This is a genomic window from Methanoregula sp., assembly GCF_035543475.1.
Classification (GTDB): domain Archaea; phylum Halobacteriota; class Methanomicrobia; order Methanomicrobiales; family Methanospirillaceae; genus Methanoregula.
This window is the reverse complement of sequence record NZ_DATKKA010000007.1, coordinates 197859-222506: the sequence shown is the minus strand read 5'-3', so window position 1 is coordinate 222506 and position 24648 is coordinate 197859. Positions and strand designations below refer to the sequence as shown.

Below are 24648 nucleotides of genomic sequence, written 5' to 3'. Positions count from 1 at the left end.
CAGGATCTGTCCGCCACGGGCCTATAAAATGGCAGCGGTAAGCCTTGGTGGCTGCCGGGATTTACGGTGTCCCGATCTCAATGGTTCCGGAAGAGAGGCTCCGCAACATGCCGGTCTGGGTAGTGCGGTAGGCACCGGTCCGGTCAAGGTGGGCCTTGAACTCCGGGCTCCGCACGAGCGAGACCAGGGTCGCGATCCGGGGATCGCTGAGCATCTCCCGGCGCATTACCAGCTCATACAGCTCCTCGGCAATGGGCAGGAACCGGAGCCCATGGGAAGTGGCGAGCCCTTCAGAACAGATCCCGGCATCTGCCTGCCCTGCCCGGACGGCGGCTGCCACCGCCCCAGGTGTGGCTGCCTCGTTGTCATAGCCCCGGATCTGCGTCAGCTGCAGGTGTCGGGATGCAAGCATGGCGTCGAAGAGGAGCCGGGCCGGGGAGTCCCGGCGGGAGTTGACCCAGCAGAGGGCACCGAGGTTATCCGGGCTGACCTCTTTTGACGAGACGATCCCCTGCTCCTGCGTGGCGATGTTGAGAAATGCGAGATCCATGGATTCCAGGTAGGGAAGGAGGGCGGTGCGCTCCCGGACAAGGGAGAATGCCGGCAGGCTCATCGGTGCCGCGTGGCAGGCATTGCGTTTAAGCGCCAAAAGGGCACTCGTATTCCCGGCGCTTGCCGTGTGGATGAAGAGCCCCTGGTCGTGGGCGAGGTTGCCCAGCTCCTCGAGGACCGGGTCAATGGCGCCGGAGAAAATGAGCGTCCGCTCGATGTTGGCCGGGTCGGTGGTCAAAAAGACCTCTACTTCGTGCTCTGCCTCGTATCCCTCTAACGGGGCCGGAATGTGTGTGTAACCGTTTGACCTGAGGGTTGCCATCTGCACCACGGCCCCCCGCGATCGGGCAATCCCCCAGTACTTGTCATGGATCCTGCCGACAGAAACGGGGATAAACTCGTCAAAACCAAGATCGGAGGAGAGCGGGGTGGCGAGGCGGGCACGGACAACATATTTCGGGAACGGTGCCAGGCCCCAGTATTCGAGAAGCGGGACGGCGAATTCGCGCAGCACCGTCTGGGCGGCGAGCGGGTAGCCGGGAAGGCCGATGACCGGTGTCCCGTGGATCTTCCCCAGCATCATCGGTTTTCCGGGCTTGACGGCAACACCATGGAAGATCAGTTCGCCAACCGCTGCGATCGCCCCCGCCGTGAAATCCCGGGTTCCGGCCGAGGAGCCGGCCGAGATGATGACGAGATCGCTCTTCTCCGCGGCCGTTTTTAGTGCCTCTTCAATGAGCGCGGGTTCGTCGCGGACAATGGGCAGGCGCATGCAGGCCGCCCCCATAGATCCGAGGAGCACTTCTGCCATGATGGTATTGCTCTCTACAACCTGACCGGGCTGTGGCCGGGCCCCGAGCGGGACAAGTTCGCTTCCCGTGGGGATGATCCCGACGCGGGCCGTGGTCACCGCAAGCTCCGCGACCCCGTACGTTGCCAGTGCCCCGATATCGAAGGCCCGGATCACGTGCCCTTTGGGGAGCACGAGCCTGCCCTCCCGGATATCCTCCCCTGCCGGGCGTACGTGCTGCCATGGGACGGCCGCTTTGCGGATCTGGAAGGAACCGTTATTTTCCCATGTCTCCTCGATCATGATCACGGCATCAAACCCGTCCGGGAGGACATTACCGGTATTGACCCGGGCCACATCATTGAGCGTGATCGGGTTCTGGTCCGAGGCGCCGAGCGTGTCCCGGCTCCTGACCGCAATCCCGTCCATGGCGGCAAGGTTTACCTCGGGTACCGAGTACCGGGCATAGACCGGTACGGCTGCTGCCCTTCCCAGGGCCCTTGTCACCGGGATGATCTCCGTACGCCCGGGTGCGGCAAACGATCGTTTCAGGATACGGAGTGCCTCATCGAACGAGACCAGCGAAAGGTAGCGTTTTACCATGCAGCATCACCGGGAAAGGTTCTCTTAAAAGGGGCGGGGAAAACGGGAGTAACAAGGGACATATATGGTGATCCTGTCGCCGTCCGGCGGGTTCAGTACCCTATCCTGATCATCCACAATAAAGAATTCGGTACTGCCGGATTATAAACAGGAATTATCCCACGGACTTTTCCTTCACAATCAGGCAGGAAATTGTGGTCAGGAATAATTCATCCGGTTACATATATTCAATCAAAAGTTAAATATAAAAGAAAAATATTTAAGGTGTCCCCCTTTTAAATCTACTCAATGAGTACTGATGATATTGACGATATTTATGAACACCTCTCCAAATATGAATCATTAATTGGAGTGCGTCCTTCCCAACGGGAACCCGGGAAAGCACGGGTTTCACAGGAAGCATATGGGCGCAGGCATAAAAAGCCGTTAGTCCTCCTCCCCAAACGAGAAGCGTTCACCCTGTCCCTCCGGTGGCAGTCTGCCGTTGTCCTGGCCGGGATCCTTTTTGCCGTTACCGGGCTTGTCTTTATCGTCGGGGGAATCAGTACTCTGGGAAGCGGGAATATCTCTACCGGGGAGCTGACGGTTACCGGCGGTCTCGTTGTCTACAGTCTGGGACTGGTCGCATTTATTTTCGGTACCGGGAATATCCTCAAGGGGAGATCCGAATCTTCCATGCAGAAGAACCTGGAGGAGATCCGGGAGCAGAACCGGATTATCATTGAATTACTCCGCAAGATCACAAACGAGCTGATCTTCGGCTTCTGATCGCTTGTCCGGAACACCACCCTTTTTTTGCCCTGCTTTCACGGACCTGCAGGTCATACCGTTTTTTCGTCCGGATTTACCCGGCAGGACAAACTATATGTTTGCCCTTTTCAAGATCACTGGCTAAAGGGGTGTAGCATGGATAGTACAGTGTCCCCGGAACCGCTTCCCGATGCATCTGATCTCACCTGGGAGGCACTTGTGGAGAAGGCAAAGAAACCCGTTGCGGTCATGTTTTATTCCCCGACCTGCGCATTCTGCCACCAGATGGAGCCCTACTTCCGGAACTATGCAACGGAGTTCCGGGAGACGGTTGCGTTTGTCCGGCTCAATATTCTTGAAAGCCCCTGGACAGCGGAACGGTACGGGGTACGGAGTACACCCACCTTCAAGTTTTTTTGTGATGGTAAACCTGTGCAGGAGATGGTGGGCGCGGTATACCCGGCACTCTTAAAAAAGATGATCGAGGAGGTGCTCCAGCACGGGAAGGAGTGCGCAAAGAACTCTACCGCCATCGACTACGAGATCACCGGCTATGGCTGATCCCTGAAAGATCCTCCCTGCGATCAGATTGCCCGCCGGCAGCCGGAAGACTCCGCGGCCTGCGCCACGGCGGCGGCCACCGCTTTGGTCACGCTCCGGTCAAGGATGCTGGGCAGGATATGGCTGCGGTGCGGCTTTTTCACGCACCCGGCAATTGCATGGGCCGCGGCTACCTTCATCTCGTCCGAGATCCGGGTAGCGCAGGCATCGAGCGCCCCCCGGAAGATGCCCGGGAAGGCGAGGACATTGTTGATCTGGTTGGGGAAATCGCTCCGTCCTGTGCCGACTACTGCAGCGCCCGCTTCGGTTGCCGCATCCGGCCAGATCTCCGGGACCGGGTTTGCCATGGCAAAGACGATGGGGTCCTTGTTCATCGAGCGGATCATATCCTGGGTAATGATGCCCGGGGCCGAGACCCCGATCACCACGTCTGCCCCCACCATTGCATCGGCAAGCGACCCGGTCTTCCCTGCACGGTTGGTCTCTTCACTCAGGATAAACTTGTACTTGTTGCGGTACAGTCCCTCGCGCCGGCGGTGGATAATTCCCTGCGTGTCGCAGACCGTGATCTCGTGCACCATGGTGCAGACCAGGGGATCATACCCGATGCACTTGAGGAGCCGGGTGATGGAATAGCCGGCCGCCCCCGCCCCGCAGACCACGATGTTGAGATCCTCGTACTTCCGCCCGGTGACCCGGCAGGCATTGAGCAGCGCTGCGAGGACCACAACCGCGGTGCCGTGCTGGTCGTCATGCATCACCGGGATCCCAATGTCCTGCAGGGCATCTTCCACCTCGAAGCATTTCGGGGCGGCGATGTCCTCGAGGTTGATCCCGCCAAAGACCGGCGCAATATTCCTGACCTGATCCACGAAGTCAGTCTCGTAGTTCTCAAAGCAGATGGGGAACGCATCGATACCGGCAAATTCCCTGAAGAGGATTGCCTTCCCCTCCATCACGGGAATGGCGGCAAGGCCCCCGATGTTTCCCAGGCCGAGCACCGCCGACCCGTCGGTTACGATGGCGATGGTATTTGCCTTGAGGGTATAGCGGTACGCGAGGTCCCGGTTCTTCACGATCCGGCGGCAGACCTCTTCAACGCCGGGGGCGTATGCCCGGGCGATATCGTCACCATTCCGGAGCGGGACTTTGGGCCGGATCTCCAGCTTCCCGTGGTGCCGTGCGTGCAGGGCGAGGGACTCGCGGTAGATCTCATCGCGGTCGGTAGCGTCCGGCATGGTCTTTCTTCCTTAACGAAAAGAGCGCCCCACAACGTAATCAATCTTCTGAGCGGGGAGCACGGTGCAGGGATGTCCCGGGATTACTCCCGCGTTTGTCTGTTATTGTTCCTGTTCCCGGTTTGTACCGCAGAACACGGACAACTTCCCCTCCGGCGCGACAAAGTTACATTTTAATACATCAATGAACAAAATTATACATAAGGTACGATACGGCCGCCGCGTCCCGGCGATGGGGCGCAGACATGCGTGTTCCCCATGGTACCCATGCATATTACCGGTGTGAAACCATCATGAAGTCAAAAGACATTGCCATTGTCGGCATTCTCCTTGCGATCGGCGCAATCCTGCGGTACTTCCTTGCCATGCTCCATACGCCGCTTACTCCCAACATGATCATCGCGTTCTATTGCCTTGCGATCATCCTGATCCGCCCGAAGGTATACGAGGCCCTTGGGATTGGTATCGTTGCCGGTCTCCTCTCGATGCTGATATCCAGTTCCATATTCCCCCCGGCAAACCTGATAAGCGAACCGCTGGGCGCCCTTGCCTGCTTTGGCCTGTACGCACTCCTCTCGGCCCGGACCAAGCTTGCCCCGACTGTTACCACGTTCCTTGCAACGCTTGTGAGCGGTTTCTCCTTTGCTGCGATTGCGATCATCTGCGTCGGCGCTACGATCCTATCCAAGTACAATGGCAGCATCGGGGCGTTTGTCGTGGTCTTTGTCCCGATCGTGGTCATCACAGCAGTGTTTAATGCGATCATTGTCCAGATCCTCTACCTCCCCGCGAGCCGGGTGCTTGTACGAGGACCTGAATGATCGAACTCTCCGATGTCAGTTATACCTACCCCCATACGGTGCAGGAAGCCCTGCACCGGCTCTCTCTTGTTCTTCCCCGGGGCCGCTGTATCCTGGTGACCGGTCCCTCCGGGGCCGGGAAGACCACGCTCTGCCTTGCAGCCTGCGGGATCCTTGCCCACGAGTATGGCGGAAAGAAGGCCGGTATCGTAACGATCAACGGGAAAAGCGTTGCCGATTACCCCGGCCTCTCCGCGATTGCCCGGACCATCGGGATCGTCTTTGACGATGCCGAGGCGCAGATGATCTTCACGACCGTGGAAGAGGAGATCCTCTCTGCGCTCGAGTACCGGGGCCTCTCCCCGGAGGAGATCGAGAAACGCCTTACCGAGATCCTGGATGTCACGTACCTCTCGGCATTAAAAGACCGCTCCCCCCATCACCTCTCCGGGGGCCAGAAGCAGCGCGTGGCCCTTGCGGCTACGCTTGCGCTCGGAAACGAGGTCCTGATCCTCGATGAGCCTACTTCGGAACTGGACGAGCACGCCACCCGGCGGATCGTTGCGATCCTCAAAAACCTCAAGGAGCAGGGAAAGACGCTCCTTATTGTGGAGCACAAGTTCTCGCATTTCCGGGAGATCGTGGATACGCTTGTCGTGATGGAGCGTGGTGCCATCTCCGCTATCGGGATTCCGGATGAAGTGCTCAAAAACGACCGGATCCGGGAGATGGTGATCCCGGACTTCTCCGGGATCCGAAACGGACCCGCTACGGCGTTGCCGGCAGGTACCGCAGTCCCTGCCATTGACGTCCGGCACCTCTCGTACTCGTATGGCAGTGTCCCGGCCCTGCACGATGTGAACCTGAACATCGCTCCCGGTGAGTTCGTGGCTATTGTCGGTGAGAATGGTTCCGGTAAGACCACGCTCGTGCGCCAGTTTAACCGCCTCCTTACCCCCACGGCCGGCGATGTCCTCATTCTCGGGAAGAACACGAAGGACTGTACCATCGCCGAGCTTGCCCGGGACGTGGGCCTGGTCTTCCAGAACCCGGATCACATGTTCTTTGCCGACACGGTAAGAGATGAAATCGCATTCGGTCTTGCAAATCTCGGGATGGAGAACCGGGACGCCATTATCGATGCAGCACTCACCGAAGCCGGCCTCCTGCAGGCAAAGGCGCTCTACCCCCGCTGGCTCTCCCGGGGCGAGCGCCAGCGGCTGGCCATCGCCTGCGTGGTGGCCATGCAGCCGAAGATCATCGTGCTTGATGAGCCCACCACCGGCCTTGACGGTGACGAGGCGCGGCTGGTCATGGAGATCTTAAAGAATCACCAGCAGCGCGGGCATACGGTGGTGGTCATCACCCATAACAAAGAGATTGCCCGGGATTGTGCTGACCGGGTCATCACCATGGACCAGGGACGCGTTGGATCGGACATGCGTGCAGGATGTGCGGAATAATGGCGGAGATCCTGCAGTATGTCCACAAGGACGGTCTCTTCCACCGGCTCACGCCGTTTTCAAAGATCCTGCTCATCATTGTTGTAGCAGTAATGTGTGTGATTGCCACCGGTATACCTTTCCTGCTTCTCATGGTCGCAGCCCTGCTCGCCCTTGCATATGCAAGCGATCTGCTCCGCGAACTCCTCCAGCAGCTTCGGCTCCTCCTGGTCATGAGCGTGGTCTTTATCGTGATTACGGTACTGACCATGCCCAATGGCGCAACGCTCGGGACCCTTGTCCCGCCGGGTGTGCCCGTGATCGGAGGGGCGATCCCGGTGACGACCGGGGCGGTAATAATCGGGATCATCCTTGCCCTCCGGTTCATGGTGCTGATCTTTGCATTCCAGCTCTTCCTCATTTCCACCCAGCCCCGTGACCTCGTGCATACGCTTGAGCGGCTGCACATGCCGGTCGATTATATCCTGATGTTTATCATTGCCCTCCGGTTTATCCCCACCCTGCAGATCGAGGGAACGCGGATCCATGAAGCGCAGCTGGCCCGGGGCTATAACCCGGGGACCGGCCTGCTTGGCAAGGTACGGAGCGTCCAGCCCATTGTCGTCCCGCTGGTCTCAAATGCACTGTTGCGGTCAACTGTGCTCGGCCTTACTATCGATATGCGGGGATACCGGACCGGGACCCGGACCCGGGTACGGGAACGCCGGTTCGGGACCGTGGACTATCTCCTGATCACCAGCATTTCTGTCGTGGCAGCAGCATTTGCCGTGGCGGTCTTCCTTGCGCCGGGTCTTGTATTCTGATATTTTTTTACACGGTTCTCCCGAGGGTTTCATCACGCAATATCGCAGTGTCCGGGTCTTCGTTTTCTGTATGCAGATCGCGTAGACGGGGAATACCTTGAGTGCAGCGCTGTACCTGGTCCTGCCCATGAGAACTAACCTCATCGAGCGGATCGTGAACTGACCATGAAAAGGGGAGGTCTTTGAGGAAAACCTCACGTCCATGGAAAAACGCGAAAAACGAAAGCGCCTCGGCCGGGACTTGAACCCGGGTCAAAAGCTCCGGAGGCTTCTAGGATGTCCACTACCCTACCGAGGCAAAATTTACCTTACTTAATCTTGTGTACTTCCTTATAAAAGAGAAGGTTTGCCGGGACGTTACTGCTTTTTTATCTGGTACTGGTGCCAGATCTTGCAGGCACCTTCATGGCTGACCATGCAGGGGCCGACCGGTGTCCTCGGGGTGCAGATCTTCCCGAAGAGCTTGCAATCGGTAGGCTCAGCAATCCCGCGCAGAACTTTATCACAGATACAGGCCGAGTGCTTGCTGACCTTTTTGTACACGATACCGAATTTCTTCTGTGCATCGTACTGCTCGAATTCGGGTTTCAGCCGGAGCCCGGACTGCGGGATGACGGGGAACCCTCTCCACTCCACGTCGGAGGGCTCGAAGACCTCGTACATGATCTTCTTTGCCTTGACATTGCCCTCGCGGGTGACCGCACGCGGGTATGCATTGTCCACCCGGTGCTTTCCTTCCCGGATCTGTTCCACAAGCATGACCAGGCCGAGCAGGATATCCTCGGCCTCGAACCCGGCCACTACCTGGGGCACCGGGAACTGCTCGTACTCTTCGTAGCCCATCACGGTGCAGACATGGCCGGGGAGCATAAAGCCGGAAAGTTTTGCTTCGCCCTGTTCAAGCAGCCACTTCATGGCCGGGGGGACCACCCGGTGGCAGGACAGGATCGAGAAGTTTTTGGGCGGACGACTTAAGATGGACGCGGCAACAGTCGGAGCGGTGGTCTCAAAGCCGACCGAGATAAAGACTACCTCCCTGTCGGTTTTCTGCGCGATCTCAACAGCCTTGTGGATCCCCTGAACAACCCGGACGTCCCCGCCACAGGATTCGAGCGACCCTTTTGACCCGGGCACCCGGAGCAGATCCCCGTAGGTGGCGATAATACAGTCTTTTTCCACGAGATCGAGCGCTGCATCGATCTCGCCCTGCGGCGTGATGCAGACCGGGCAGCCGGGTCCCATCACGATCTTCAGCTGCGGCGGCAGGATACTGCGCAGGCCGGTTCTCGCGATCGCTGCCTCATGGGTGCCACAGATGTGCATGAAGGTCATATCCCGGTCCACCAGGCCGCGGAGGGTGTCTGCAATCTCGTTTGCCGTCGCCATAGTATCTTACATTTATTTACCGCCGCCAGTCATAAGAGTACTCATATGGATAACAACCTGCTCTTCGCCATAGCAACCATTATTGCGGGCTTTGCTGTGGCGATCATCGCACGGATCATTGTGCGGTGGCTGGAGAAGTTCGCCGAGACTACCGAGACCAAATGGGACGACATCATTGTTGCCGCGATCGGGACGCCGGTCCAGGTCGGTATCGTTGCTCTGTCGATCTACATTGCCCTGAAGTCCTTCGATGTCGTGCCGGCACAGTACGCTTGGGTGCTTTCCGGCAAGGTGCTTGACTCGATCTACATCCTGCTCGGGACCTGGATCGCTGCATCCCTCCTCCATGATATTGTCCGGATCTACGGGCGGCAGATTGCCGAGTCGACCGAAGGGGACATGGATGACCGGATTGTCGACCTTCTCGAACTTGCGGTCCGGTATATTGTCTGGTTTGTCGGGCTTATGCTCGTCATGGTCAACCTGGAGATTAACATCACTCCCTTCCTGGCCGGTGCAGGTATCGCGGGTATCGCGCTCGCGCTCGCAGCCCAGGACCTGATCTCCAACTTCTTTGGCGGGGCCATTATTACCGTGGACAAGCCATTCAAGGTGGGCGACCGGATTGAGGTGGACACCCATTACGGTGATGTGCTTGCCATCGGGACGCGGAGCACCCGTGTCCGGACCATTGACGGAAAGATCGTCACCATCCCCAATAATAAGATCACCTCGAACAGCGTCGTGAACTACTCGGAGCCCGACATCCGGCTCCGGTTTACGATCCCGGTCACGGTGGCATACGGGAGCGATATTGCCCGGGTCAAGGAACTCCTCTTTGAGGTGGTCAACGATGCAATCAAGAATACGGACTATTTTGCGAACGAACCGGCCCCGAGGATCTTTTTTTCCGAGTTCGGGGACTCTGCCTTAAAGTTCGTGATCTATGTCTGGGCACGGGCCTACAATGTCCCGGACGAAGTAAAAGATGCGATCAATACCCGGATCGCGGCACGCTTTGCGGCGGAGGGCATCGAGATCCCGTTCCCGCAGATGGACGTGCATATGAGGAAATAATTTTTTTGTGCATTTCAAAAGAGACACATTTTCCCGGAAGCAGGCCCAATACGAAGATCAGATGGGGTGTCTCCTGATTAGGAAAGGTTCGGGTTCATACCCCTCGCTTGTGCGATGAACGCCGTTCCCGAAGGGGCACCCCCGCGGCGGGCGAAGGACTAATGAACTATTACCGGAACCGTTCCTCACACAGATATGATATGCCAATTTGGAAAAACCTCCTCCCCCACCGTGCCCCGTGAGGGGCCCGGATGCGGGGATGCTCGCATTTTTCATCGGAAAGAACAACTGTGTCTCTGGTTCGGATCTGACTGGCTGTCACTTCCTCGTTAATATTGGTCCTTCTCCTCTCCCCGTCCTGAATCAGCACGTTTATGCCCCCCTGCCTGTACATCCTCTTCTGACATGCTTGGCATATCCACCCTCTGCCTCCACCACGAACCGCTACCTGTGGCGCTTGACCGGATCGCCGAGCTGACCGGGGTGATCGAGGTGATGGATGAGGGCCGCCACTTCCTCAAAAGCGCGGAGCCGCTCCTCTCCCATTCCTGCACGTTTTCCATCCATGCGCCTTGTCGTGGGACAAACCTGGCAAGCCTTCTCGAACCGATCCGGCGGGCAAGCGTTGAAGTGATGGCGGAGTGTTTTGCCGTTGCTGCAGAGGTGGACGCCCATGTAGTGGTCCATCCCGGTTACTTTGCGTGGCCCGATGAACGGAGGGAGGCAGCAGATCAGCTGGTCCGATCGCTTGGGGAGCTTTTGGCAGCCGCACGTAATTACGGGGTTGCCTTCTCGGTCGAGAACATGGGAGACTGGGAATATTTCTTTTTAAAGACCCCGGCCGAGCTCTCCCTGATCGGGGACTGCGGTTTCACGCTTGACGTTGGTCATGCGCACCAGAACCACTGCCTTGCCGGTTTCCTGGAACGCCCGGCACAGCACTACCATCTCCACGACAACGATTCCACGGCCGATGCCCATCTGGCGGTGGGGAAGGGGACGATCGACTTTTTACCGGTGATGGCTGCAGTACAACGAAGCGGTGTCCCGCCCATCATTGAAGTGGCGGATTTCGACGACGCAGTAACGAGTCTCCGGGTACTGGGAAAGATGTCCTGATCCGGCCAGATGGGGGACTGCCGCCGGGAGAAAAAACCGGGGCCGGATTGGGCGCGGTTTGTGTGGTGACGGCGTCGTTCTCCGCAATATTTTATAACCTGTACCTACAATGTATCTAGGCAATCTGCCTGTGTGGCTCGGCCGGTAGAGTACTTCCTTGGTACAGACAAAGGAAATATGACTACTTCCTCACAGGGTGGAACGCAAAGACAAATGCCTAAGTGACTCAGCCCGGCAGAGTACCTCCTTGGTAAGTCAGTAATCAAAGTGATTAATTCCTACCAAACGAATTCCTGCCCCACGACGAAAGTTTAAGTTGAAAGAAAGGAAATTAAAATAACGTGCCTATGTGACTCAGCCCGGTAGAGTGTTACCTTGGTAAGGTAAACGTCGAGGGTTCAAATCCCTCCATAGGCTCTTCTTCTGTTTTCCTGTCAAGGTTGAACATTTTTTGGGATTTCCTCTCTCCCGGCGTTGCAGTAAGATACTCCCTGTATCAAAAATAATGAGTACCGGCATATTGAGGTTCTCCGGTTCCGTCATCCGTTATTCGAAGAATAAAACCCGGTGAAACAGGAGTCCGGGGCACTCAGGAGGCCATAGATAACCCTCCTTTTTCCGGCCAGATGATCCGGGAGCTGTCCAGCCGGTTTTGGAGAGAAAAAGGAGATCCGCTCTTTCTATATCCTACCGCATAAGGATCCCGCTCAGGTAAAGAGCATCAGTTTGGTAATGTCGTCTTTTAAGTCACCGCTGCAGTACTCTATCCCGCCGACAAGGGACGTGACCAGCCGGGGGTCGAAACTGCCTTTCGTATACCAGCAGGTCATGTTCTTTCCTTCAAGCAGTGTCTTCATCTCCTGCATCTCGCTTGCGTTCAGCTGTACCAGCGTCTTTGTAAGACTGCAGTTTGTGGTGGAGGTGTACCGGAATGTCCCGACCGCATCGGTGATAGTGACGCTCGTTTCTGTACAATTGTTGGCTGCAGCAATGATTGCAGCCTGGTCCGGCGTAACGGTACCCTGCTGGGGACCGGCCGGACTGTTTGCTGTACAGCCGGCAGCGATGATCAAAAAAATGAACACACACAGGACCCCGGCGCCGGTAAGCCCGGTAATATACTGTCTTTTGTCGTTCATAACTGCCTCAATACCCGAAGACCGCCTGGTTTACCAGGTTACCTGCCCGTGACGCTTCTTTCGGATCTGCATACATCATGAAATCCTTCAGGGTGGTCAGCGTGGACGGCTCACCGGATCCCTGCCGGATGTTTGTGCCATAGACGTTCTGATCGGCAACGGGAAGGGTGGTTGCTATCGTGGCAACAAAGTTGCTGTTCCTTGGGTCCGGGTACGAGGTGAGATCGTTTCCTTCCGCAAAATCCCTCCTCATGGCTTCCGCCGCGGAACCGGCAAGGTTGCTGTTGATAGCGGTGTTGGCAAACCCAATCCCCTCCTCGATCTGCCCTTCGCTCTTCTTGAGCTGGGCCATGTCCCAGTTTGCCTGGAAATTATTCGGATCCTTCACCAGCACCACAGAGTACTCCTTCTCGATCGCCGGTCCTTGTTCACTGATCCGGGCCCTGATCTGCGCAAGCTGTGACCGGTCCGCGGTAATCTCTGCAGGCTCCGGCAGGGCAGTTCCCTCCGTCCGTTGGTTCAGGCTGCTCTGTGCCTCAAATGCCGTGATGGCATGGTCAAGCTGGTCCCGCTGGGTGCAGAGGTCGAGATAATTCTGGAGGTCCGCATGCGGGCCGGTCAGCATCGCAGCATAGGAACTCTCGGGAGGCTGGGCGGGTGGAGGGGTGGTCGTTGTGGTGGTAACCGCTGCTGCCGGTACCGGGCAGCCGGTGGTGCTTGCCCCGTTTAATGTGGTGGTACCGCTGCATGCACCGTCTGGACCAGAATAGTCCCAGGTGTATTTTGCGGTAAATGCCGTGCAGTCCCCGGTGAAAAACACATCATATGCCGACAGGTCCGATGATCCCGGTGGGTCGGACACGGTCCTGCCTGAGATATGCAGGATGTTTCCTGAGGTAAAGGTCCCCGCGGCTGATCCATGGCCGACATCTCCCATTACGGCAGTCGAACCCCTGTACTGGATGGGAACTGAGTACTGGTTGGTGTAGACTCCTCCCCCGCAGCCGGACTGGTCTTCGGTAACCATTACCTGCCAGAGGTACGTCCCGGTGTAGGTGTTCCAGGTCCAGGCCTGCGGCGTAGTATCTGCAGTAACGCTCACAAAGAGTGAGAAGAGGAGAAGAACTGCCCAGATACTCCAGGCATGTTTTGACATACACTAGCATCCCTTAAAAGATAATAAATAATTTTGCACTCCGGGTTTTCCTCTCTTTGCCGTGATCCGCTTTCCTCGCTGGATTGCCGGCACAGATCCCGGGATATGAGATCAGGAATCTCCGGGGAGTGTCCTCACGCTGTCAAGAGTATACCTGTGAAGTCAGGATACGATCCCTGATCCCTTTTAAACCGCGTGGATACTCTGGGGGATTAAAAACCGTGCACGTTTAAAACAGAGTTATCTCTTCTCGGCAAATCCGCCCAGTCTCTCATGGGAATGCGGGGGCAGACCCTCATGGGTGTGCTCCGGGATACCATGATATGCCGGTCCCGACGCAGTTATGGGATCCACGTGAATTGTTGCATCCGAGAGGTACCTGAGGTGATGGAGGAGTTCGTGCCGGACTTCTTTTGCAATCTCATGCCCTTGCTCGACAGAAAGTGACGCATCTACCGTGATGCTGATCTCTGCATGGAGCCGGTGTCCCAGCCATCTCACTTTCACATCAGTAACTTTACGGAGACCGCTGACATGGTGTGCAGCGTGGAAAATTTCCTTTGGGATCTCCGGGTCAACTCCATCGAGGAGCCGGGTGAAGATAGTTTTCGCTGAATCCCAGACAATCCAGAATATTGCGATCGTAATAGCAAGACCGATAATCGGATCGGCAAGCGGGAACCCGAGATAAACCCCGATGGCTCCAAAAAGGACCGCCAGACTCGTCCACCCATCCGTCCGTGCATGGTAGCCGTCCGCAACAAGCGCCGCGCTGCCGATTTCCTTTCCCACGCGGAGACGGAGCTGTGCAACAGTTTCGTTTCCGATAAATCCGATTACTGCTGCCACTGCAACCGCCCAGAGAAACGTCACGTTCTCCGGGTGAATAATCCGGTCGATGGATTCATACCCGGCAACAATTGCGGATATAAGGATCATCAGGACAACTGCCACTCCGGCAAGATCTTCCACACGTCCGTACCCGTACGTAAACCGGTAAGTCGGTTTTCGCGAGGAAAGCAGAAACGCAAACAGAAGCGGGATCGCGGTGAGTGCATCGCCGAAGTTGTGGATAGTATCGGCAAGAAGTGAAATGCTGCCGGAATAATATACGACAAAGACTTGCAGGATTGCTGTGATAAACAGGCCGATAAACGACCACTTAACCGCCCAGATACCCCGTTCTGTTGCAAAGATTGAAGGATCGACAACGCCGTGCATTTGGCCATGCCCATGGCCATGACGATGATCATGATGGTTATCATGACCTTCTCCATGATTATGTTCATGGCCGTGATCATGGTCGTCATCGTCATGATGTCCGTGGTTTTCAGCGGGAAAGATCATTCTGTCTGACCTCGTTCTGTCCTAGCCCGGGTGCGGGAGATGCTGTTTTCGTGCTCATGGGGCCAACCGCAATCGGATTGCCGCTCTCCCGGCAGTATGTTTCAACCCGCCGGAATACATGCGGCACCATCGACGCCGGTGTCAGGAGCACCGAGCATTCCCCAACGAGTGCCCGCAGGATGCCTTTGTCGATCACCCCATACGTGAAATCGAGCACTATTGATTCGCGTTCGGCAAGATTCTTCGCCCGGGTTCCCATTGCACCACACCTGAACCCCGGATGGTCTGCTATCCATGCGGTGATCTCATCTGCCCCGGTTGTATCCACGTTGCAGACCACGATGGTCCCAAGGGCCCTGTCCCCTTTTGGTTTCCTGAAATTCTGTTCGAGTGAACTGACCAGCTGCAGGACAGACTTTGGTGATCGTGTCTTTTTCACCATCTGCCGCGAGACAAGCTCCGTGTAGACTTCCAGTACCGCAGGCATCCGGAGGTTCGAGGACGTAACAAGCGCGGGATCCGTAAACACGTCTTCGGGAGTTCCCGCGTGGAGCACCGTCCCCTTGTTCATAAGGATGATCTGGTCCGCCCAGAGATATGCCAGCTCCACATCGTGGGTGGAGATAATGATCGTTGTCCCCTTTGCATTCAGTTCGTCGAGCAGTTCCATAAGGTCCGCTGCCCCGGCAGGGTCGAGCGAGCTGGTTGGTTCATCGAAAACAAGAACTTCCGGCTCCATGGCAAGGGTTCCGGCGATTGCGGCCCTTTTCTTCTCACCGCCGCTCAACTGGTGGGGGGGCCGCTTCTCGTACCCGGTAAGCCCTACAGCTGCAAGGGATCGTGCGACTGCCGACTGGATCTCGTCCTGCGTCATCCCGAGGTTAAGAGGCCCGAACGCCACGTCCTGGTAGATGGTGGGGGCAAAAAGCTGGGTATCCGAGTTCTGGAATACCAGTCCGACTTTCTTGCGCACTTCACGGAGAGAGCGGCTGTCATACCTGAGCGGTTCGCCATCGAGCAGTACCCGCCCCTTTGTGGGCTCAAGAACCCCGTTGCACATCAGGAGCAGGGTGGTCTTCCCGGCGCCGTTCGGGCCGACCAGGGCAACCTTTGCTCCTTTTTTTATGGAGAACGATACACCGGAAAGTGATTCCCGGCAGTTCGGGTAGGCATAATGAATATTGTCAAATTCGAGCAGGTTTGTCATGGGTCACCGGAAAAGTACCATCGTACTCGTAATGACTGCAACGGCAATGCAGAGGCCAAGATACGCTACCACAGAGATCACCGCTGATGTTTTCATGGGTTCCTGGCGACCCGGGGGTTCCAGTTTTCCGTCGTAGCAGCGTGAATCCATGGCAATCACCAGGTCCTCTGCTTCCTTCCATGCCCGGATAAAAAGCATTCCGCCGAGCATGGCCATCGAGTTTATCGAGCGCTTAAAGGACGTGTAGCCGTGACGGATGGCCTGGGCATTGTGGATCGCAATCGCCTGGCCGATGAAAACGAAGATGAAGTGATAGATCAGCATGGAGAGATCGATGAATACCTGCGGCATGCGCATCGCGTGCATGGCAGCAAAGATCTCGACCATGGGCGTGGTGAGCGAGATAAAAAAGAGCCCGCACATACCGCCGAAGGTCCGGACAAGGACGAGAAGCGCAAGATTTGCAGAGCCGGTAGTCGCGGTCAGGGGAATGCCGAACACGGTGAAGGTAAGGATGGGGGTACCTCCCCCGGAAAGGAAGAGGATAACAATCACTGAAGAGAGCGCAAAGATGAGCGGGATATGGAGGAGTTCGATGTATACCCGCACCGGGATCTTTGCAAAAAGGAGGGTGATAGCAGAGAGTGTGACCAGGATAAAGAGCGGGGCGATTGGGCCCGGCGAGACAACGCAGATGAGGATCGCTCCCATGCCAAGGAGGAGCTTTACGTAACAGTTCACATCCCGTAAGGCATTGGTCTGGGCATAGTATTCCAGGTTCTCTTCCATGAAGGACATATCAGGCAGATCCTTGAGAGGATTAGGATAACGGGCTTGATAAAAAAATTATGCTAATTTAGCGCCCTCCCGTTTGCCCCGGTAGTACCCGAAGAAGTACCCGATCACGAGCGCCCCTAGCCCGGACTGGATACTGAAAAGCAGGGATTCGACTTCAGTGCTGGGGGGTGTCCAGAGAGGCTGTATCCAAGGAGTGTATCCCGTTGCCTCAATCGCAGCGCTGCCCATATCGTCCGAACCCTGCCAGGTCTCCTGCCCTGGCTTGGCACTTGCCTGGATATTGGCGTTCTGGATAAGAAAAGCTGCTGCGAAGATCACGACAACGATGACAAAGAGGATCTCCAGCCGGTATTTCCTCACAATGGCGGGGATCATGAGAAACTCCCCATGATCCTGTTGACCTGTTCCTGCGAGAGAACGCCAAGCTTGACCAAAATGTCTCCCCGGCTCTGGATGATATACTTGAATACGAGCGCAATCAGCACACCTTCAAGAATGGCAAGGGGAACCTGCGTCACCGCGTAGATGGCAAAGAATGTCATCCACGAGACCATAAAGCCGCCGTGCGCTGCCGGGAATGCGGCTGCAAGCTCGATCGAGGTAATTACATAGGTAAAAAGATCTGCCACAGCGGTAACGAGGAAGACATTGACAAAGATATTCAGGTTCACCGCTTTTCCCAGCCGGTACACCGCATAGCCAAGGAGCGGTCCGGCAATTCCCATCGAGAACACGTTGGCACCCAGCGTCGTGATGCCGCCATGAGCCATGAACAGTGCCTGGAAGATGAGCACAATAACACTCAGTACCGCCGTTATAATCGGACCGAAGAGGACGGTTGACAGGCCGGTACCAGTGGGATGGGAACAGCTGCCCACCACGGGAGACGGCATTTTCAGTGAGGAGAGCAGGAAGATAAAAGCGCCCGAGACTGCAAGGAGCGAAAGGGTCTCGCGCCGTTCCTTTACCTGTTTGTTCAGCAGATAAATTCCATAGATAATGAATGGCGCTGATACGATGTACCAGAACACGCACCATTGCCAGGGGAGATATCCTTCCATAATATGCATAATACTACAAGATCAGTTTTACTTGTATTATCTAAATAAGATTTGCTAATTTGGTGCTTTGCCGGGAACCGGTACTGCTGCATAAATCATGCGTTATGTCGGAAATTTCCTGCCTGCAGATGCTGGATCGTTGCTGGTGATCGGGGCTGCCCCCGAAAGCCGGGGTGATCGTTTTCCTGAAGTGTCCTCCCGGCATTCCCGGAAGGGCAGAGCGGCCCGGTCCCGCAAAGTTACCCGGAAAAGAAAAGATTGGTCTGCACCGGACGCACGCAGGGACTGCCGTGGACCGGTTTATGGCTGCTGCTTTTTCCGCAGCTCGTCTGCAAAGATATGGAGGAACCAGCCGTTGAGGCTGTAGGTGAGGTTGACCGAGTTGCAGAAACTGGCGAACAATTGCTCCCGGACTGCAGGAGATCGCACCTGCTCGATCCGTTCCAGTTCGTCGTGGAGCCGGATCAGCGCATGCCTGGGCAACGTGCGGATCCGCCTCTCAAAGTACCGGGCCTGCAGCTCCGTCATGAACGTATCATGGGCTGTCATCCTGTTCATATAATCAGCAAAGTACGGCCCGGTCTTCCGGATTAGTTCCCCGCGGTAATTTTCCATCGTTGCATTGCTGATAAAGAAATTCCGGATCTTCGTTTTGATCTTTTGCGTCAGAGAATAATCCCGCAACTGTGTTTCGACAAAACCGGCATATTCTTCCTGTTCTTCGCGGGAAAGCATACCCGGTTATTGCCGGCCTGTCCCCAAAATGTTTTCGAAAAGTAGGGCTGCCCTTCTGTTCTCCTCATCCCGGTGCCTCTTTTTCCGCAAAGAGGGGATCCAGTCCGAGCAGGGTATTGATCCAGGAAAGCTCGTCGCTGAACTCAAAGAGCGTCACGGTCATGAGGGTGAAGGGGACGGAAAAGAGCATCCCGGCCAGCCCGAGCAGCCAGCCCCAGAAGATCACGGAGAGGATCACCACAAGCGCCGGGATCTCGAACTTACGTGCTGCAAGGAACGAGAATACCGGGTTCTCCACGATCAGGTTCAGCACGCAGACAATGGCGACCACGGCAATCACTCCCCAGATCCCGAACTGGAGCCAGGCAAAGAAGAGGGCCGGTATCGCGGCAAGGATCAGGCCGAAATACGGGATATAGCCAAGAACAAATGTCAGGACTCCCCAGAGGATGGCCGCGTGCACCCCCATCAGGGCAAGCGACCCCCCAAAAAGAACGCCGTGGACAAAGTTTGTTTCGGTGCGTACCACCATGAAATCCACGACAAACCCGCTCATCTTTGCCAGCTGCCGGCATTTCTCCGGGCTTCCCGCGAGCATTGCTTCTGCCCGGGCAATGATCGGCGGGGCCTCAAGCAGCATAAAAAAGGTTGTCACTGCCACAAAGAAGACGTCCATGAGATCGGTGCCGAAATTGAGAATCGATGAGAGAAGCGCCGGGATACTTGCCGCAAGGTTGGGTACGGTGGAGAAGAGATCTCCGGTGCTGATGCCATGCAAAGTGAGGAAACCGGTGAGATCGGCCAGGCGGAGCGCAAGCTCGCTCTGGTACAGCGGCATGTCGGCGATAATCACGTTGAAGGAGACAACGGTCAGGTACACGAAGAGGACAATGCAGAGCGCTGCCGCGATGGTCACTGCACCAACCGACGCCAGCACCGAAAGACCCCTTCTTTGCAGCCATACCGTTGCCGGGTAGAGCAGGAGCGCGAGCACCAGCGCCACGAGCAGGATGGTGGCAACCGACCCGATCATCCGTATGCCGAAGATGATGATCACAAAGAGGGCCAGGCAGAGCAGGACACGCTCGGTGGGGGAGAGAGCGGGAAGCGTCATTATCCTGCTCATCTGTTGTCTATCGATAGAAAGGTTGCTAAAAAAGGGATCAGAATCCCGGCTGCTCCCGGGCCTCCCATTTGGCAAAACCCAGCCGGGCAAAGAACGCGGCAGGCAACAGGAGGATGACCGCGCCAAGGGCAGCAAACGGGTTGGAGAACGCAACAGCCGAGAGGATGATCAGCACAATACCGATCAGGACAAGGTAGGTCACCATCACCTTCACGTTATACACGAGCACGCTGGGCGAGAGGCCGGTCAGCCAGACCGTGATCCCCATGCTGTAGAATGAGACCGAGAGGCAGAGCACCACCGATGGAATGAGGTAAACTGCCTGCCGGGAGAGGAGGGCGGCAAGCGCAACGAAGACCGCGGGAATGATCTGGAGGACGGTAAAGCTTGCGATCTTGCTTTTGATAAGCGTGCGGACACTGATCGGGAGGCAGGCATAGGCCCCGAACGTGTCAAACATCGTCAGCCACGTGTACATCGTCGATGCGATGATACCTGCGACAATGGCAAACTCAAGGAGCACACCATAGGAGGGCAGGTAACCGTTGAGGAGGGACAAAAAAAACCAGATCACAACGAGAGGGATGACAAAGGAAAAGAGCGTCTGGCCCACCATCCCGCCGCTCCGGTACATGTCGATGATGTCCTTTGCAGTAAGGGGCGGCGTGGGAAAGAAGGAGAGTCTCCGGGAGAGCGGCACAAGCATATCGGGATAGTGTTTTGTCGTGTCGGCGATCTCGGGAGTAAAGAGCCAGATCGAGATGGTAAAGAGGATCGCGATTGCGGCACAGCAGAGGAACAGGTTCAGCCACGAGAACGCGTTAAAGAGCATGACCGGCGGGAAAAACCGGGCCGGGTTCTTACCGGTTACCAGGGCAACCGCTCCCGCGAGAAGGGCAAGGATACCGAGGATTGCAAAAAGTGCCGGTTTCGAGCGCGAGTAGAGCGAGGAGAGGAAAAAAACCAGGCAGAGGCCGGAAAGGAAGGAGAGCGAGAGGGTGAGGGCAAGGAGGAGCGGGAGCGTGATCGGCACGCCGATGAAGGGAGAAGCGAGCAAAAACCCCAGCGCGAGCGGGAGCACCCAGAGGACAAAGTAGTAGAGGGTATCCTTGACCACGAAGTTTGCAAAGATAAAGCGCTCCGGGAGCGGGAGGCTCCGGGCCGCGTAGGCGAGCAGGCTTGCCTGCCCGAAGCGCCGGTTCATGGCCTCGGACCCGAGAAGCCCGAATGCCCCGACCATGAAGCCGAGCATCAGGTAATTGGCGTGCAGCACCATCGAGAGTTCCCCGGTCGGGAGGGCCTGGCGCATCAGCGGGAGCAAAAAGGATCCCATGAACGCGATCCAGAAGATCAGGATGGGAAAGAGCGCAAACGAGATGCTCCCGAACATGGTGGAGTGGATCCGCCACTCCTCTTTTACCATGGCAATAAAGAGCTCAAACATTCCGGCTCCTTTGCACGAGTTCAAGGAAAAAGTCGTCCAGGTGGCGGTGCTCCGCAACAAGGTCAGCGACCCTGCCGGTATGGAGGATGTTTCCCTTGTGCAGGATCAAAAAATCCGAGCAGATCTCCTCTGCCACTTCAAGGATGTGGGTGGAGAGGAAGATGGTATTTCCCTTCCTGGTATATTCAGCCAGGTAGTCCTTGACCTGGTGCTGCATGATGGGATCGAAGTTGATCAGCGGTTCGTCAATGAGCGCGAGCGCGGGCTGGTGGATGAAGGCCTGGGCAAACATCAGCTTCTGCCGGGTGCCGCGGGAGAGGTCCTTGCAGAGCACGTCTTTCTTGTCCCCGAAGTCCATGAAATCGAACCACCAGGCAGCACGCTCATCGATATCGGGGATTTTCCGGATTGCGCCCACCAACTGCAGGTACTCGCTTGCCGTAAGGAAGCTGGGCGGGGTTTCCTGCTCGGGGATAATCCCGACCCGTTCCCGGACGCCGACGGGGTCCTGCTGCACATCGACACCCAGTACCGTTGCGGTCCCGGCGGTAGGCCGGATCTGTCCGGTCAGCATCTTGATCATGGTCGATTTGCCGGAGCCGTTGGGACCCAGGAGGCCGCAGAGTGCGCCCTTCTCCACCGCGAGACTGACCCCGTTAACGGCGACGAGGTCACCGTATACCTTGGTGAGGCCGGATGCGGTAATCACCGGGGCGGTCATAATCCTGTCCCCGCGGATGATGGGAAGCAGTCTGGGATCGGTTCAGGGATCCGGGGCATACGCCCCGGGTGATATTCCGGGATGGGAGAACGTGCAGTCATGAGTGGTTCACCATGAGGGGATTTGGTATCGTTAGGTATTCTGTCAGGAGAATCATGGTCGTGGGCTCCTCTTCTTTTTTATCGTTCTTTCCAGGGATGCGCAGGGCTCTTTTGCCCCGGGTCCGGCGGCAAGGCCGTTCCAGAGGAACGTCAGGCCCTGGCGGGTGAGAAATTCCTTTTTTTCCGGGTCCTTTTCCGCCAGGATCCGCGGGGTAAGGCCGGAGAGGGAGGCGGCGAGGAGAGAGCAGAGAAGAATCGGATCGTAGTCCCGGATAATGCCCTCCCTGATACCATCCCGGACCAGGTCCAGGAGAAAGAGGAAATGGGACATGCCCTCTTCGTGCGCGGTGGAGGAGACAAAGGGCGAGTGTGCGAACTGTTCCATGAACCGGAACTTGGCCGGGTTCTCTGCCGCCCACGCGATCGCGTTCTCCCAGACCCGGCAGAGCTTCTGTTTTACCGAAGGCTCGTTCTCCACGCCGGCTTTCAGGGCCGCGGCTGCCTCACCCTTGACCTGGCGGTACAGGGTGTCGATCAGATCCTCTTTTGTCGGAAAATAGAAAAAGAGGGTTCCGGTCGCCACCCCGGCCTCCCGGGAAATAAGCGAGGTCGGTGTGCCGAAAAACCCGCGTTCGCAGAAGAGGACAAGGGCAGTTGCGAGGATCGCATCCCGCTTCTCCAGTGCCGGCTCCATGGGTTTCATTGCAGGAGCGCCTCCACGTCACTGCCGGGGAAAGGCCCGCCATGACCGGCGTATATGGTTGCCGGGGCGGTGGCCAGGAGTACACGGATGCTTGCCTTTACCTCTGCTGCATCCTCGGCAAAGATCGGGAGCCGGGCCCGAAGAGGAGGAAAGAGCCCGGTCACCAGGTCCCCGGCAATTACCTCGCCGGTTGCAAGACTGACCGAGAGCGATCCTTTCGTATGGCCCGGTGTAGGCAGGATCGCGCCGTTAATACCGAAGGCGTCGATCCGGTACGGGGCATTGATACGGATCACAGCCTGCACGCCGAGATCCGGTGCCGGGGCGTGTTTTCCTATCATCAGCCGGAGGAACCGGCCGGTAAGAGAGGCCGGGACCACCGGTGCGCTTGTTCCTGCCGCAAGGTAATCTGCTTCTGCCGTATGGACAAGCACGGGTGCGCCGGTTGCCCCTGCCAGCGCCGCTGCGCTCCCGGTGTGGTCGAGATGGGCATGGGTGATAATAATCAGTCCGAGATCCCATGGACGGTAGCCCTCCTTTTGGAGAACGGAAAGGATCTTCGGGGCACTGCCGGGAAAACCCGTATCCACGACCACCGGGCGGGTGCCCCGGATCAGGAATGCATTCACGTGGCCAAGAGGGATCGGGATAACCGGGGAACCGGATCCTGCCGTCACGGGGTACCGCCCCGCGAGAAGTACGAGCGCACCCGGGAGGCGGCGTTCATGCACCAGAGGCCGCCCCTGAGGACCGGGACAATGATGCCCATCATGCCTTCCATGTCACCTTTTACCTCTTTGAGGAGCCGGGGGATCGGCAGGTGCTGGGGACAGGCCTTCTCGCACTTCCCGCATGCCCGGCAGAGGCCGGCATTCGAAGGTTTGTTGAGGAGACCGCCATGGTGGCCGATGTACTGGAAGCGCGGGCTTTTGTCCTTCGGGAAAAGATGGTGTGCATTGTAGAGCGCAAAGCAGCCCGGGATATCGACCCCGGCCGGGCAGGGCATGCAATACCCGCAGCCGGTGCAGCCCACTTTCATGAGCTGCCCAAAGGTCGCCTTTGCCCGGTCGATAAGGGCCCGGTCATCAGGAGAAAGGGACAGCGGAAGGGCAGAACCGGCAATGCGGATATTTTCGTCAATATGGGCCTCGTTGTTCATTCCCGAGAGAACCACCGTTACTTCCGGGTGATCCCAGACCCAGCGCAAGGCCCATTCTGCCGGGGACCGTTTTACCGGAGACTCCTCATAGATTTTCTGCACCGCTTCGGGCACATGCCCGGCAAGGCTGCCCCCCCTCAGTGGCTCCATTACCATGACGGCAAGCTTCTTTTCTGCGGCATACCGGAGCCCGGCCGTTCCTGCCTGGTTGTGCTCGTCGAGGAGGTTGTACTGGATCTGGCAGAACTGCCAGTTGTACGCATCTACGATCTGCTTAAAGGTCTCCAGATTACTGTGAAACGAGAAACCGACATTCCTGATCTTTCCTGCGGCTTTTGCCGCATCCAGAAATTCCAGCACCCCGAGCCGTACGAGCTTTTCCCAGCTCTCTTTTGCAAGGCTGTGAAGCAGGTAATAATCGATATGATCGGTCTGGAGCGTGGCCAGCTGTTTGGCGAGGATCCGGTCCATATCGGCACGCTCACGCACGGACCAGTGCGGGAGTTTGGTTGCGATCTTCACTTTGTCGCGGTACCCGTCCTGCAGCGCTTTTGCTAAGGTCGGTTCACTCTTCCCGAGATGGTAGACCGGGGCGGTATCAAAATAGTTGACGCCGGCATCGATCGCGTGCCGGATCTGCCGGATGGTCCGCTCTTCATCAATACTCCCGTTCTTTGAGGGATATCGCATGCAGCCGAATCCGAGGACAGAGAGTGAGTCACCGGTTTTTGGAACAGTACGGTAGAGCATAAGTACACCTGCGTTATAAATTGACTGGTCAGTCAATATGTAGATTGTACCGGTTCTTT

General features: G+C 57.0%; 25 protein-coding genes and 2 tRNA genes. 9 read left to right on the top strand and 18 right to left on the bottom strand.

What is annotated here, in order from left to right; translation table 11 throughout:
* Nucleotides 1-61: 61 nt before the first annotated feature.
* Nucleotides 62-1945: a molybdopterin biosynthesis protein gene (locus VMS83_RS03180; protein WP_325409803.1), complete on the bottom strand. Its 1884-nt coding sequence runs from the start codon at nt 1943-1945 to the stop codon at nt 62-64.
* Nucleotides 1946-2233: 288 nt separating this feature from the next.
* On the opposite strand from VMS83_RS03180, the gene VMS83_RS03175 reads away from it, so the two are divergent.
* Together VMS83_RS03175 and VMS83_RS03170 are read left to right on the top strand one after the other, a co-directional pair.
* Nucleotides 2234-2713 carry a hypothetical protein gene (locus VMS83_RS03175; protein WP_325409801.1) on the top strand — a complete coding sequence of 160 codons (480 nt, stop codon included), beginning with the start codon at nt 2234-2236 and terminating at the stop codon, nt 2711-2713.
* Between the two features lie 138 nt (nt 2714-2851).
* Nucleotides 2852-3256 (top strand): thioredoxin family protein, encoded by a 405-nt coding sequence (locus tag VMS83_RS03170; RefSeq protein ID WP_325409799.1) that lies wholly within the window; start codon nt 2852-2854, stop codon nt 3254-3256.
* A 23-nt stretch (nt 3257-3279) separates the two neighbouring features.
* Here VMS83_RS03170 and VMS83_RS03165 read toward each other — a convergent pair whose 3' ends face one another.
* Nucleotides 3280-4494, bottom strand: coding sequence for an NADP-dependent malic enzyme (locus VMS83_RS03165; RefSeq protein ID WP_325409797.1), 1215 nt, complete (start codon nt 4492-4494; stop codon nt 3280-3282).
* A gap of 293 nt (nt 4495-4787) precedes the next feature.
* Here VMS83_RS03165 and VMS83_RS03160 point away from each other — a divergent pair, with 293 nt between their 5' ends.
* The 3 genes from VMS83_RS03160 to VMS83_RS03150 are packed head-to-tail and all read left to right on the top strand — an operon-like array spanning nt 4788 to nt 7560.
* Entirely contained in the window at nt 4788-5315 is a 528-nt protein-coding gene (locus VMS83_RS03160; RefSeq protein ID WP_325409795.1) for a tryptophan transporter, read from the top strand.
* Nucleotides 5312-6757, top strand: coding sequence for an energy-coupling factor transporter ATPase (locus VMS83_RS03155; protein ID WP_325409793.1), 1446 nt, complete (start codon nt 5312-5314; stop codon nt 6755-6757). The genes VMS83_RS03160 and VMS83_RS03155 overlap by 4 nt, the downstream gene beginning before the upstream one ends.
* Entirely contained in the window at nt 6757-7560 is an 804-nt protein-coding gene (locus VMS83_RS03150; RefSeq protein WP_325409791.1) for an energy-coupling factor transporter transmembrane component T, read from the top strand. Before VMS83_RS03155 ends, VMS83_RS03150 begins: the two co-directional genes overlap by 1 nt.
* A gap of 226 nt (nt 7561-7786) precedes the next feature.
* On the opposite strand, the gene VMS83_RS03145 is transcribed toward VMS83_RS03150, so the two are convergent.
* Both VMS83_RS03145 and hypD read right to left on the bottom strand, forming a co-directional pair.
* Nucleotides 7787-7858 (bottom strand) — tRNA-Arg (locus tag VMS83_RS03145).
* Nucleotides 7859-7917: 59 nt separating this feature from the next.
* Entirely contained in the window at nt 7918-8946 is a 1029-nt protein-coding gene (gene hypD, locus VMS83_RS03140; RefSeq protein ID WP_325409789.1) for a hydrogenase formation protein HypD, read from the bottom strand.
* Nucleotides 8947-8991: 45 nt separating this feature from the next.
* Here hypD and VMS83_RS03135 point away from each other — a divergent pair, with 45 nt between their 5' ends.
* From VMS83_RS03135 to VMS83_RS03125, 3 genes are all read left to right on the top strand, one after another.
* A complete protein-coding gene (locus VMS83_RS03135) occupies nt 8992-10023 on the top strand; it encodes a mechanosensitive ion channel family protein (protein WP_325409787.1) in 1032 nt (343 codons plus the stop codon).
* Between the two features lie 405 nt (nt 10024-10428).
* Nucleotides 10429-11142 (top strand): sugar phosphate isomerase/epimerase family protein, encoded by a 714-nt coding sequence (locus VMS83_RS03130; protein WP_325409784.1) that lies wholly within the window; start codon nt 10429-10431, stop codon nt 11140-11142.
* 343 nt (nt 11143-11485) lie between these two features.
* Nucleotides 11486-11559 (top strand) — tRNA-Thr (locus VMS83_RS03125).
* Between the two features lie 290 nt (nt 11560-11849).
* On the opposite strand, the gene VMS83_RS03120 is transcribed toward VMS83_RS03125, so the two are convergent.
* From VMS83_RS03120 to VMS83_RS03110, 3 genes are all read right to left on the bottom strand, one after another.
* Nucleotides 11850-12281 (bottom strand): hypothetical protein, encoded by a 432-nt coding sequence (locus VMS83_RS03120; protein WP_325409782.1) that lies wholly within the window; start codon nt 12279-12281, stop codon nt 11850-11852.
* A gap of 7 nt (nt 12282-12288) precedes the next feature.
* Nucleotides 12289-13437, bottom strand: a complete 1149-nt coding sequence (locus VMS83_RS03115) for a hypothetical protein (RefSeq protein WP_325409780.1) — start codon at nt 13435-13437, stop codon at nt 12289-12291.
* A gap of 240 nt (nt 13438-13677) precedes the next feature.
* Nucleotides 13678-14658 (bottom strand): cation diffusion facilitator family transporter, encoded by a 981-nt coding sequence (locus tag VMS83_RS03110; protein WP_325409777.1) that lies wholly within the window; start codon nt 14656-14658, stop codon nt 13678-13680.
* Here VMS83_RS03110 and VMS83_RS03105 point away from each other — a divergent pair.
* Entirely contained in the window at nt 14653-14793 is a 141-nt protein-coding gene (locus tag VMS83_RS03105; protein WP_325409775.1) for a hypothetical protein, read from the top strand. The two genes, VMS83_RS03110 and VMS83_RS03105, sit on opposite strands and share 6 nt — an antisense overlap.
* On the opposite strand, the gene VMS83_RS03100 is transcribed toward VMS83_RS03105, so the two are convergent.
* The 11 genes from VMS83_RS03100 to VMS83_RS03050 all read right to left on the bottom strand — a co-directional run bounded on the left by VMS83_RS03100 (nt 14768) and on the right by VMS83_RS03050 (nt 24589).
* Nucleotides 14768-15991 carry an energy-coupling factor ABC transporter ATP-binding protein gene (locus tag VMS83_RS03100; protein ID WP_325409773.1) on the bottom strand — a complete coding sequence of 408 codons (1224 nt, stop codon included), beginning with the start codon at nt 15989-15991 and terminating at the stop codon, nt 14768-14770. The two genes, VMS83_RS03105 and VMS83_RS03100, sit on opposite strands and share 26 nt — an antisense overlap.
* Nucleotides 15992-15994: 3 nt before the next feature.
* Entirely contained in the window at nt 15995-16789 is a 795-nt protein-coding gene (gene cbiQ, locus VMS83_RS03095) for a cobalt ECF transporter T component CbiQ (protein WP_325409771.1), read from the bottom strand.
* A 48-nt stretch (nt 16790-16837) separates the two neighbouring features.
* Nucleotides 16838-17164 (bottom strand): energy-coupling factor ABC transporter substrate-binding protein, encoded by a 327-nt coding sequence (locus tag VMS83_RS03090; RefSeq protein WP_325409769.1) that lies wholly within the window; start codon nt 17162-17164, stop codon nt 16838-16840.
* The gene (locus VMS83_RS03085) at nt 17161-17859 is read right to left on the bottom strand and encodes an energy-coupling factor ABC transporter permease (RefSeq protein ID WP_325409766.1); all 699 of its coding nucleotides are present in this window, start codon (nt 17857-17859) and stop codon (nt 17161-17163) included. Before VMS83_RS03085 ends, VMS83_RS03090 begins: the two co-directional genes overlap by 4 nt.
* A gap of 291 nt (nt 17860-18150) precedes the next feature.
* The gene (locus VMS83_RS03080) at nt 18151-18585 is read right to left on the bottom strand and encodes a hypothetical protein (RefSeq protein WP_325409764.1); all 435 of its coding nucleotides are present in this window, start codon (nt 18583-18585) and stop codon (nt 18151-18153) included.
* Between the two features lie 64 nt (nt 18586-18649).
* Nucleotides 18650-19699, bottom strand: coding sequence for an AI-2E family transporter (locus VMS83_RS03075; protein WP_325409762.1), 1050 nt, complete (start codon nt 19697-19699; stop codon nt 18650-18652).
* A gap of 49 nt (nt 19700-19748) precedes the next feature.
* Nucleotides 19749-21155, bottom strand: coding sequence for a hypothetical protein (locus tag VMS83_RS03070; RefSeq protein ID WP_325409760.1), 1407 nt, complete (start codon nt 21153-21155; stop codon nt 19749-19751).
* Entirely contained in the window at nt 21148-21876 is a 729-nt protein-coding gene (locus tag VMS83_RS03065; protein ID WP_325409758.1) for an ABC transporter ATP-binding protein, read from the bottom strand. The genes VMS83_RS03070 and VMS83_RS03065 overlap by 8 nt, the downstream gene beginning before the upstream one ends.
* Nucleotides 21877-22029: 153 nt before the next feature.
* The gene (locus VMS83_RS03060; RefSeq protein ID WP_325409756.1) at nt 22030-22680 is read right to left on the bottom strand and encodes a TetR/AcrR family transcriptional regulator; all 651 of its coding nucleotides are present in this window, start codon (nt 22678-22680) and stop codon (nt 22030-22032) included.
* Nucleotides 22677-23357 carry an MBL fold metallo-hydrolase gene (locus VMS83_RS03055; RefSeq protein ID WP_325409754.1) on the bottom strand — a complete coding sequence of 227 codons (681 nt, stop codon included), beginning with the start codon at nt 23355-23357 and terminating at the stop codon, nt 22677-22679. The genes VMS83_RS03060 and VMS83_RS03055 overlap by 4 nt, the downstream gene beginning before the upstream one ends.
* Nucleotides 23354-24589: an aldo/keto reductase gene (locus VMS83_RS03050; RefSeq protein WP_325409753.1), complete on the bottom strand. Its 1236-nt coding sequence runs from the start codon at nt 24587-24589 to the stop codon at nt 23354-23356. The genes VMS83_RS03055 and VMS83_RS03050 overlap by 4 nt, the downstream gene beginning before the upstream one ends.
* Between the last annotated feature and the right edge of the window lie 59 nt (nt 24590-24648).

Excerpts from the sequence above, each read along its gene's own strand:
- VMS83_RS03160 (WP_325409795.1), top strand. The coding sequence starts at position 4,788 with ATGAAGTCAAAAGACATTGCCATTGTCGGCATTCTCCTTGCGATCGGC.
- VMS83_RS03150 (WP_325409791.1), top strand. The coding sequence starts at position 6,757 with ATGGCGGAGATCCTGCAGTATGTCCACAAGGACGGTCTCTTCCACCGG.
- cbiQ (WP_325409771.1), bottom strand. The coding sequence starts at position 16,789 with ATGTCCTTCATGGAAGAGAACCTGGAATACTATGCCCAGACCAATGCC.
- VMS83_RS03180 (WP_325409803.1), bottom strand. The coding sequence starts at position 1,945 with ATGGTAAAACGCTACCTTTCGCTGGTCTCGTTCGATGAGGCACTCCGT.
- VMS83_RS03130 (WP_325409784.1), top strand. The coding sequence starts at position 10,429 with ATGCTTGGCATATCCACCCTCTGCCTCCACCACGAACCGCTACCTGTG.
- VMS83_RS03110 (WP_325409777.1), bottom strand. The coding sequence starts at position 14,658 with ATGCACGGCGTTGTCGATCCTTCAATCTTTGCAACAGAACGGGGTATC.
- hypD (WP_325409789.1), bottom strand. The coding sequence starts at position 8,946 with ATGGCGACGGCAAACGAGATTGCAGACACCCTCCGCGGCCTGGTGGAC.
- VMS83_RS03090 (WP_325409769.1), bottom strand. The coding sequence starts at position 17,164 with ATGATCCCCGCCATTGTGAGGAAATACCGGCTGGAGATCCTCTTTGTC.
- VMS83_RS03175 (WP_325409801.1), top strand. The coding sequence starts at position 2,234 with ATGAGTACTGATGATATTGACGATATTTATGAACACCTCTCCAAATAT.
- VMS83_RS03115 (WP_325409780.1), bottom strand. The coding sequence starts at position 13,437 with ATGTCAAAACATGCCTGGAGTATCTGGGCAGTTCTTCTCCTCTTCTCA.
- VMS83_RS03120 (WP_325409782.1), bottom strand. The coding sequence starts at position 12,281 with ATGAACGACAAAAGACAGTATATTACCGGGCTTACCGGCGCCGGGGTC.
- VMS83_RS03080 (WP_325409764.1), bottom strand. The coding sequence starts at position 18,585 with ATGCTTTCCCGCGAAGAACAGGAAGAATATGCCGGTTTTGTCGAAACA.
- VMS83_RS03060 (WP_325409756.1), bottom strand. The coding sequence starts at position 22,680 with ATGAAACCCATGGAGCCGGCACTGGAGAAGCGGGATGCGATCCTCGCA.
- VMS83_RS03100 (WP_325409773.1), bottom strand. The coding sequence starts at position 15,991 with ATGACAAACCTGCTCGAATTTGACAATATTCATTATGCCTACCCGAAC.
- VMS83_RS03075 (WP_325409762.1), bottom strand. The coding sequence starts at position 19,699 with ATGACGCTTCCCGCTCTCTCCCCCACCGAGCGTGTCCTGCTCTGCCTG.
- VMS83_RS03155 (WP_325409793.1), top strand. The coding sequence starts at position 5,312 with ATGATCGAACTCTCCGATGTCAGTTATACCTACCCCCATACGGTGCAG.
- VMS83_RS03065 (WP_325409758.1), bottom strand. The coding sequence starts at position 21,876 with ATGACCGCCCCGGTGATTACCGCATCCGGCCTCACCAAGGTATACGGT.
- VMS83_RS03050 (WP_325409753.1), bottom strand. The coding sequence starts at position 24,589 with ATGCTCTACCGTACTGTTCCAAAAACCGGTGACTCACTCTCTGTCCTC.
- VMS83_RS03135 (WP_325409787.1), top strand. The coding sequence starts at position 8,992 with ATGGATAACAACCTGCTCTTCGCCATAGCAACCATTATTGCGGGCTTT.
- VMS83_RS03165 (WP_325409797.1), bottom strand. The coding sequence starts at position 4,494 with ATGCCGGACGCTACCGACCGCGATGAGATCTACCGCGAGTCCCTCGCC.
- VMS83_RS03085 (WP_325409766.1), bottom strand. The coding sequence starts at position 17,859 with ATGCATATTATGGAAGGATATCTCCCCTGGCAATGGTGCGTGTTCTGG.
- VMS83_RS03170 (WP_325409799.1), top strand. The coding sequence starts at position 2,852 with ATGGATAGTACAGTGTCCCCGGAACCGCTTCCCGATGCATCTGATCTC.
- VMS83_RS03070 (WP_325409760.1), bottom strand. The coding sequence starts at position 21,155 with ATGTTTGAGCTCTTTATTGCCATGGTAAAAGAGGAGTGGCGGATCCAC.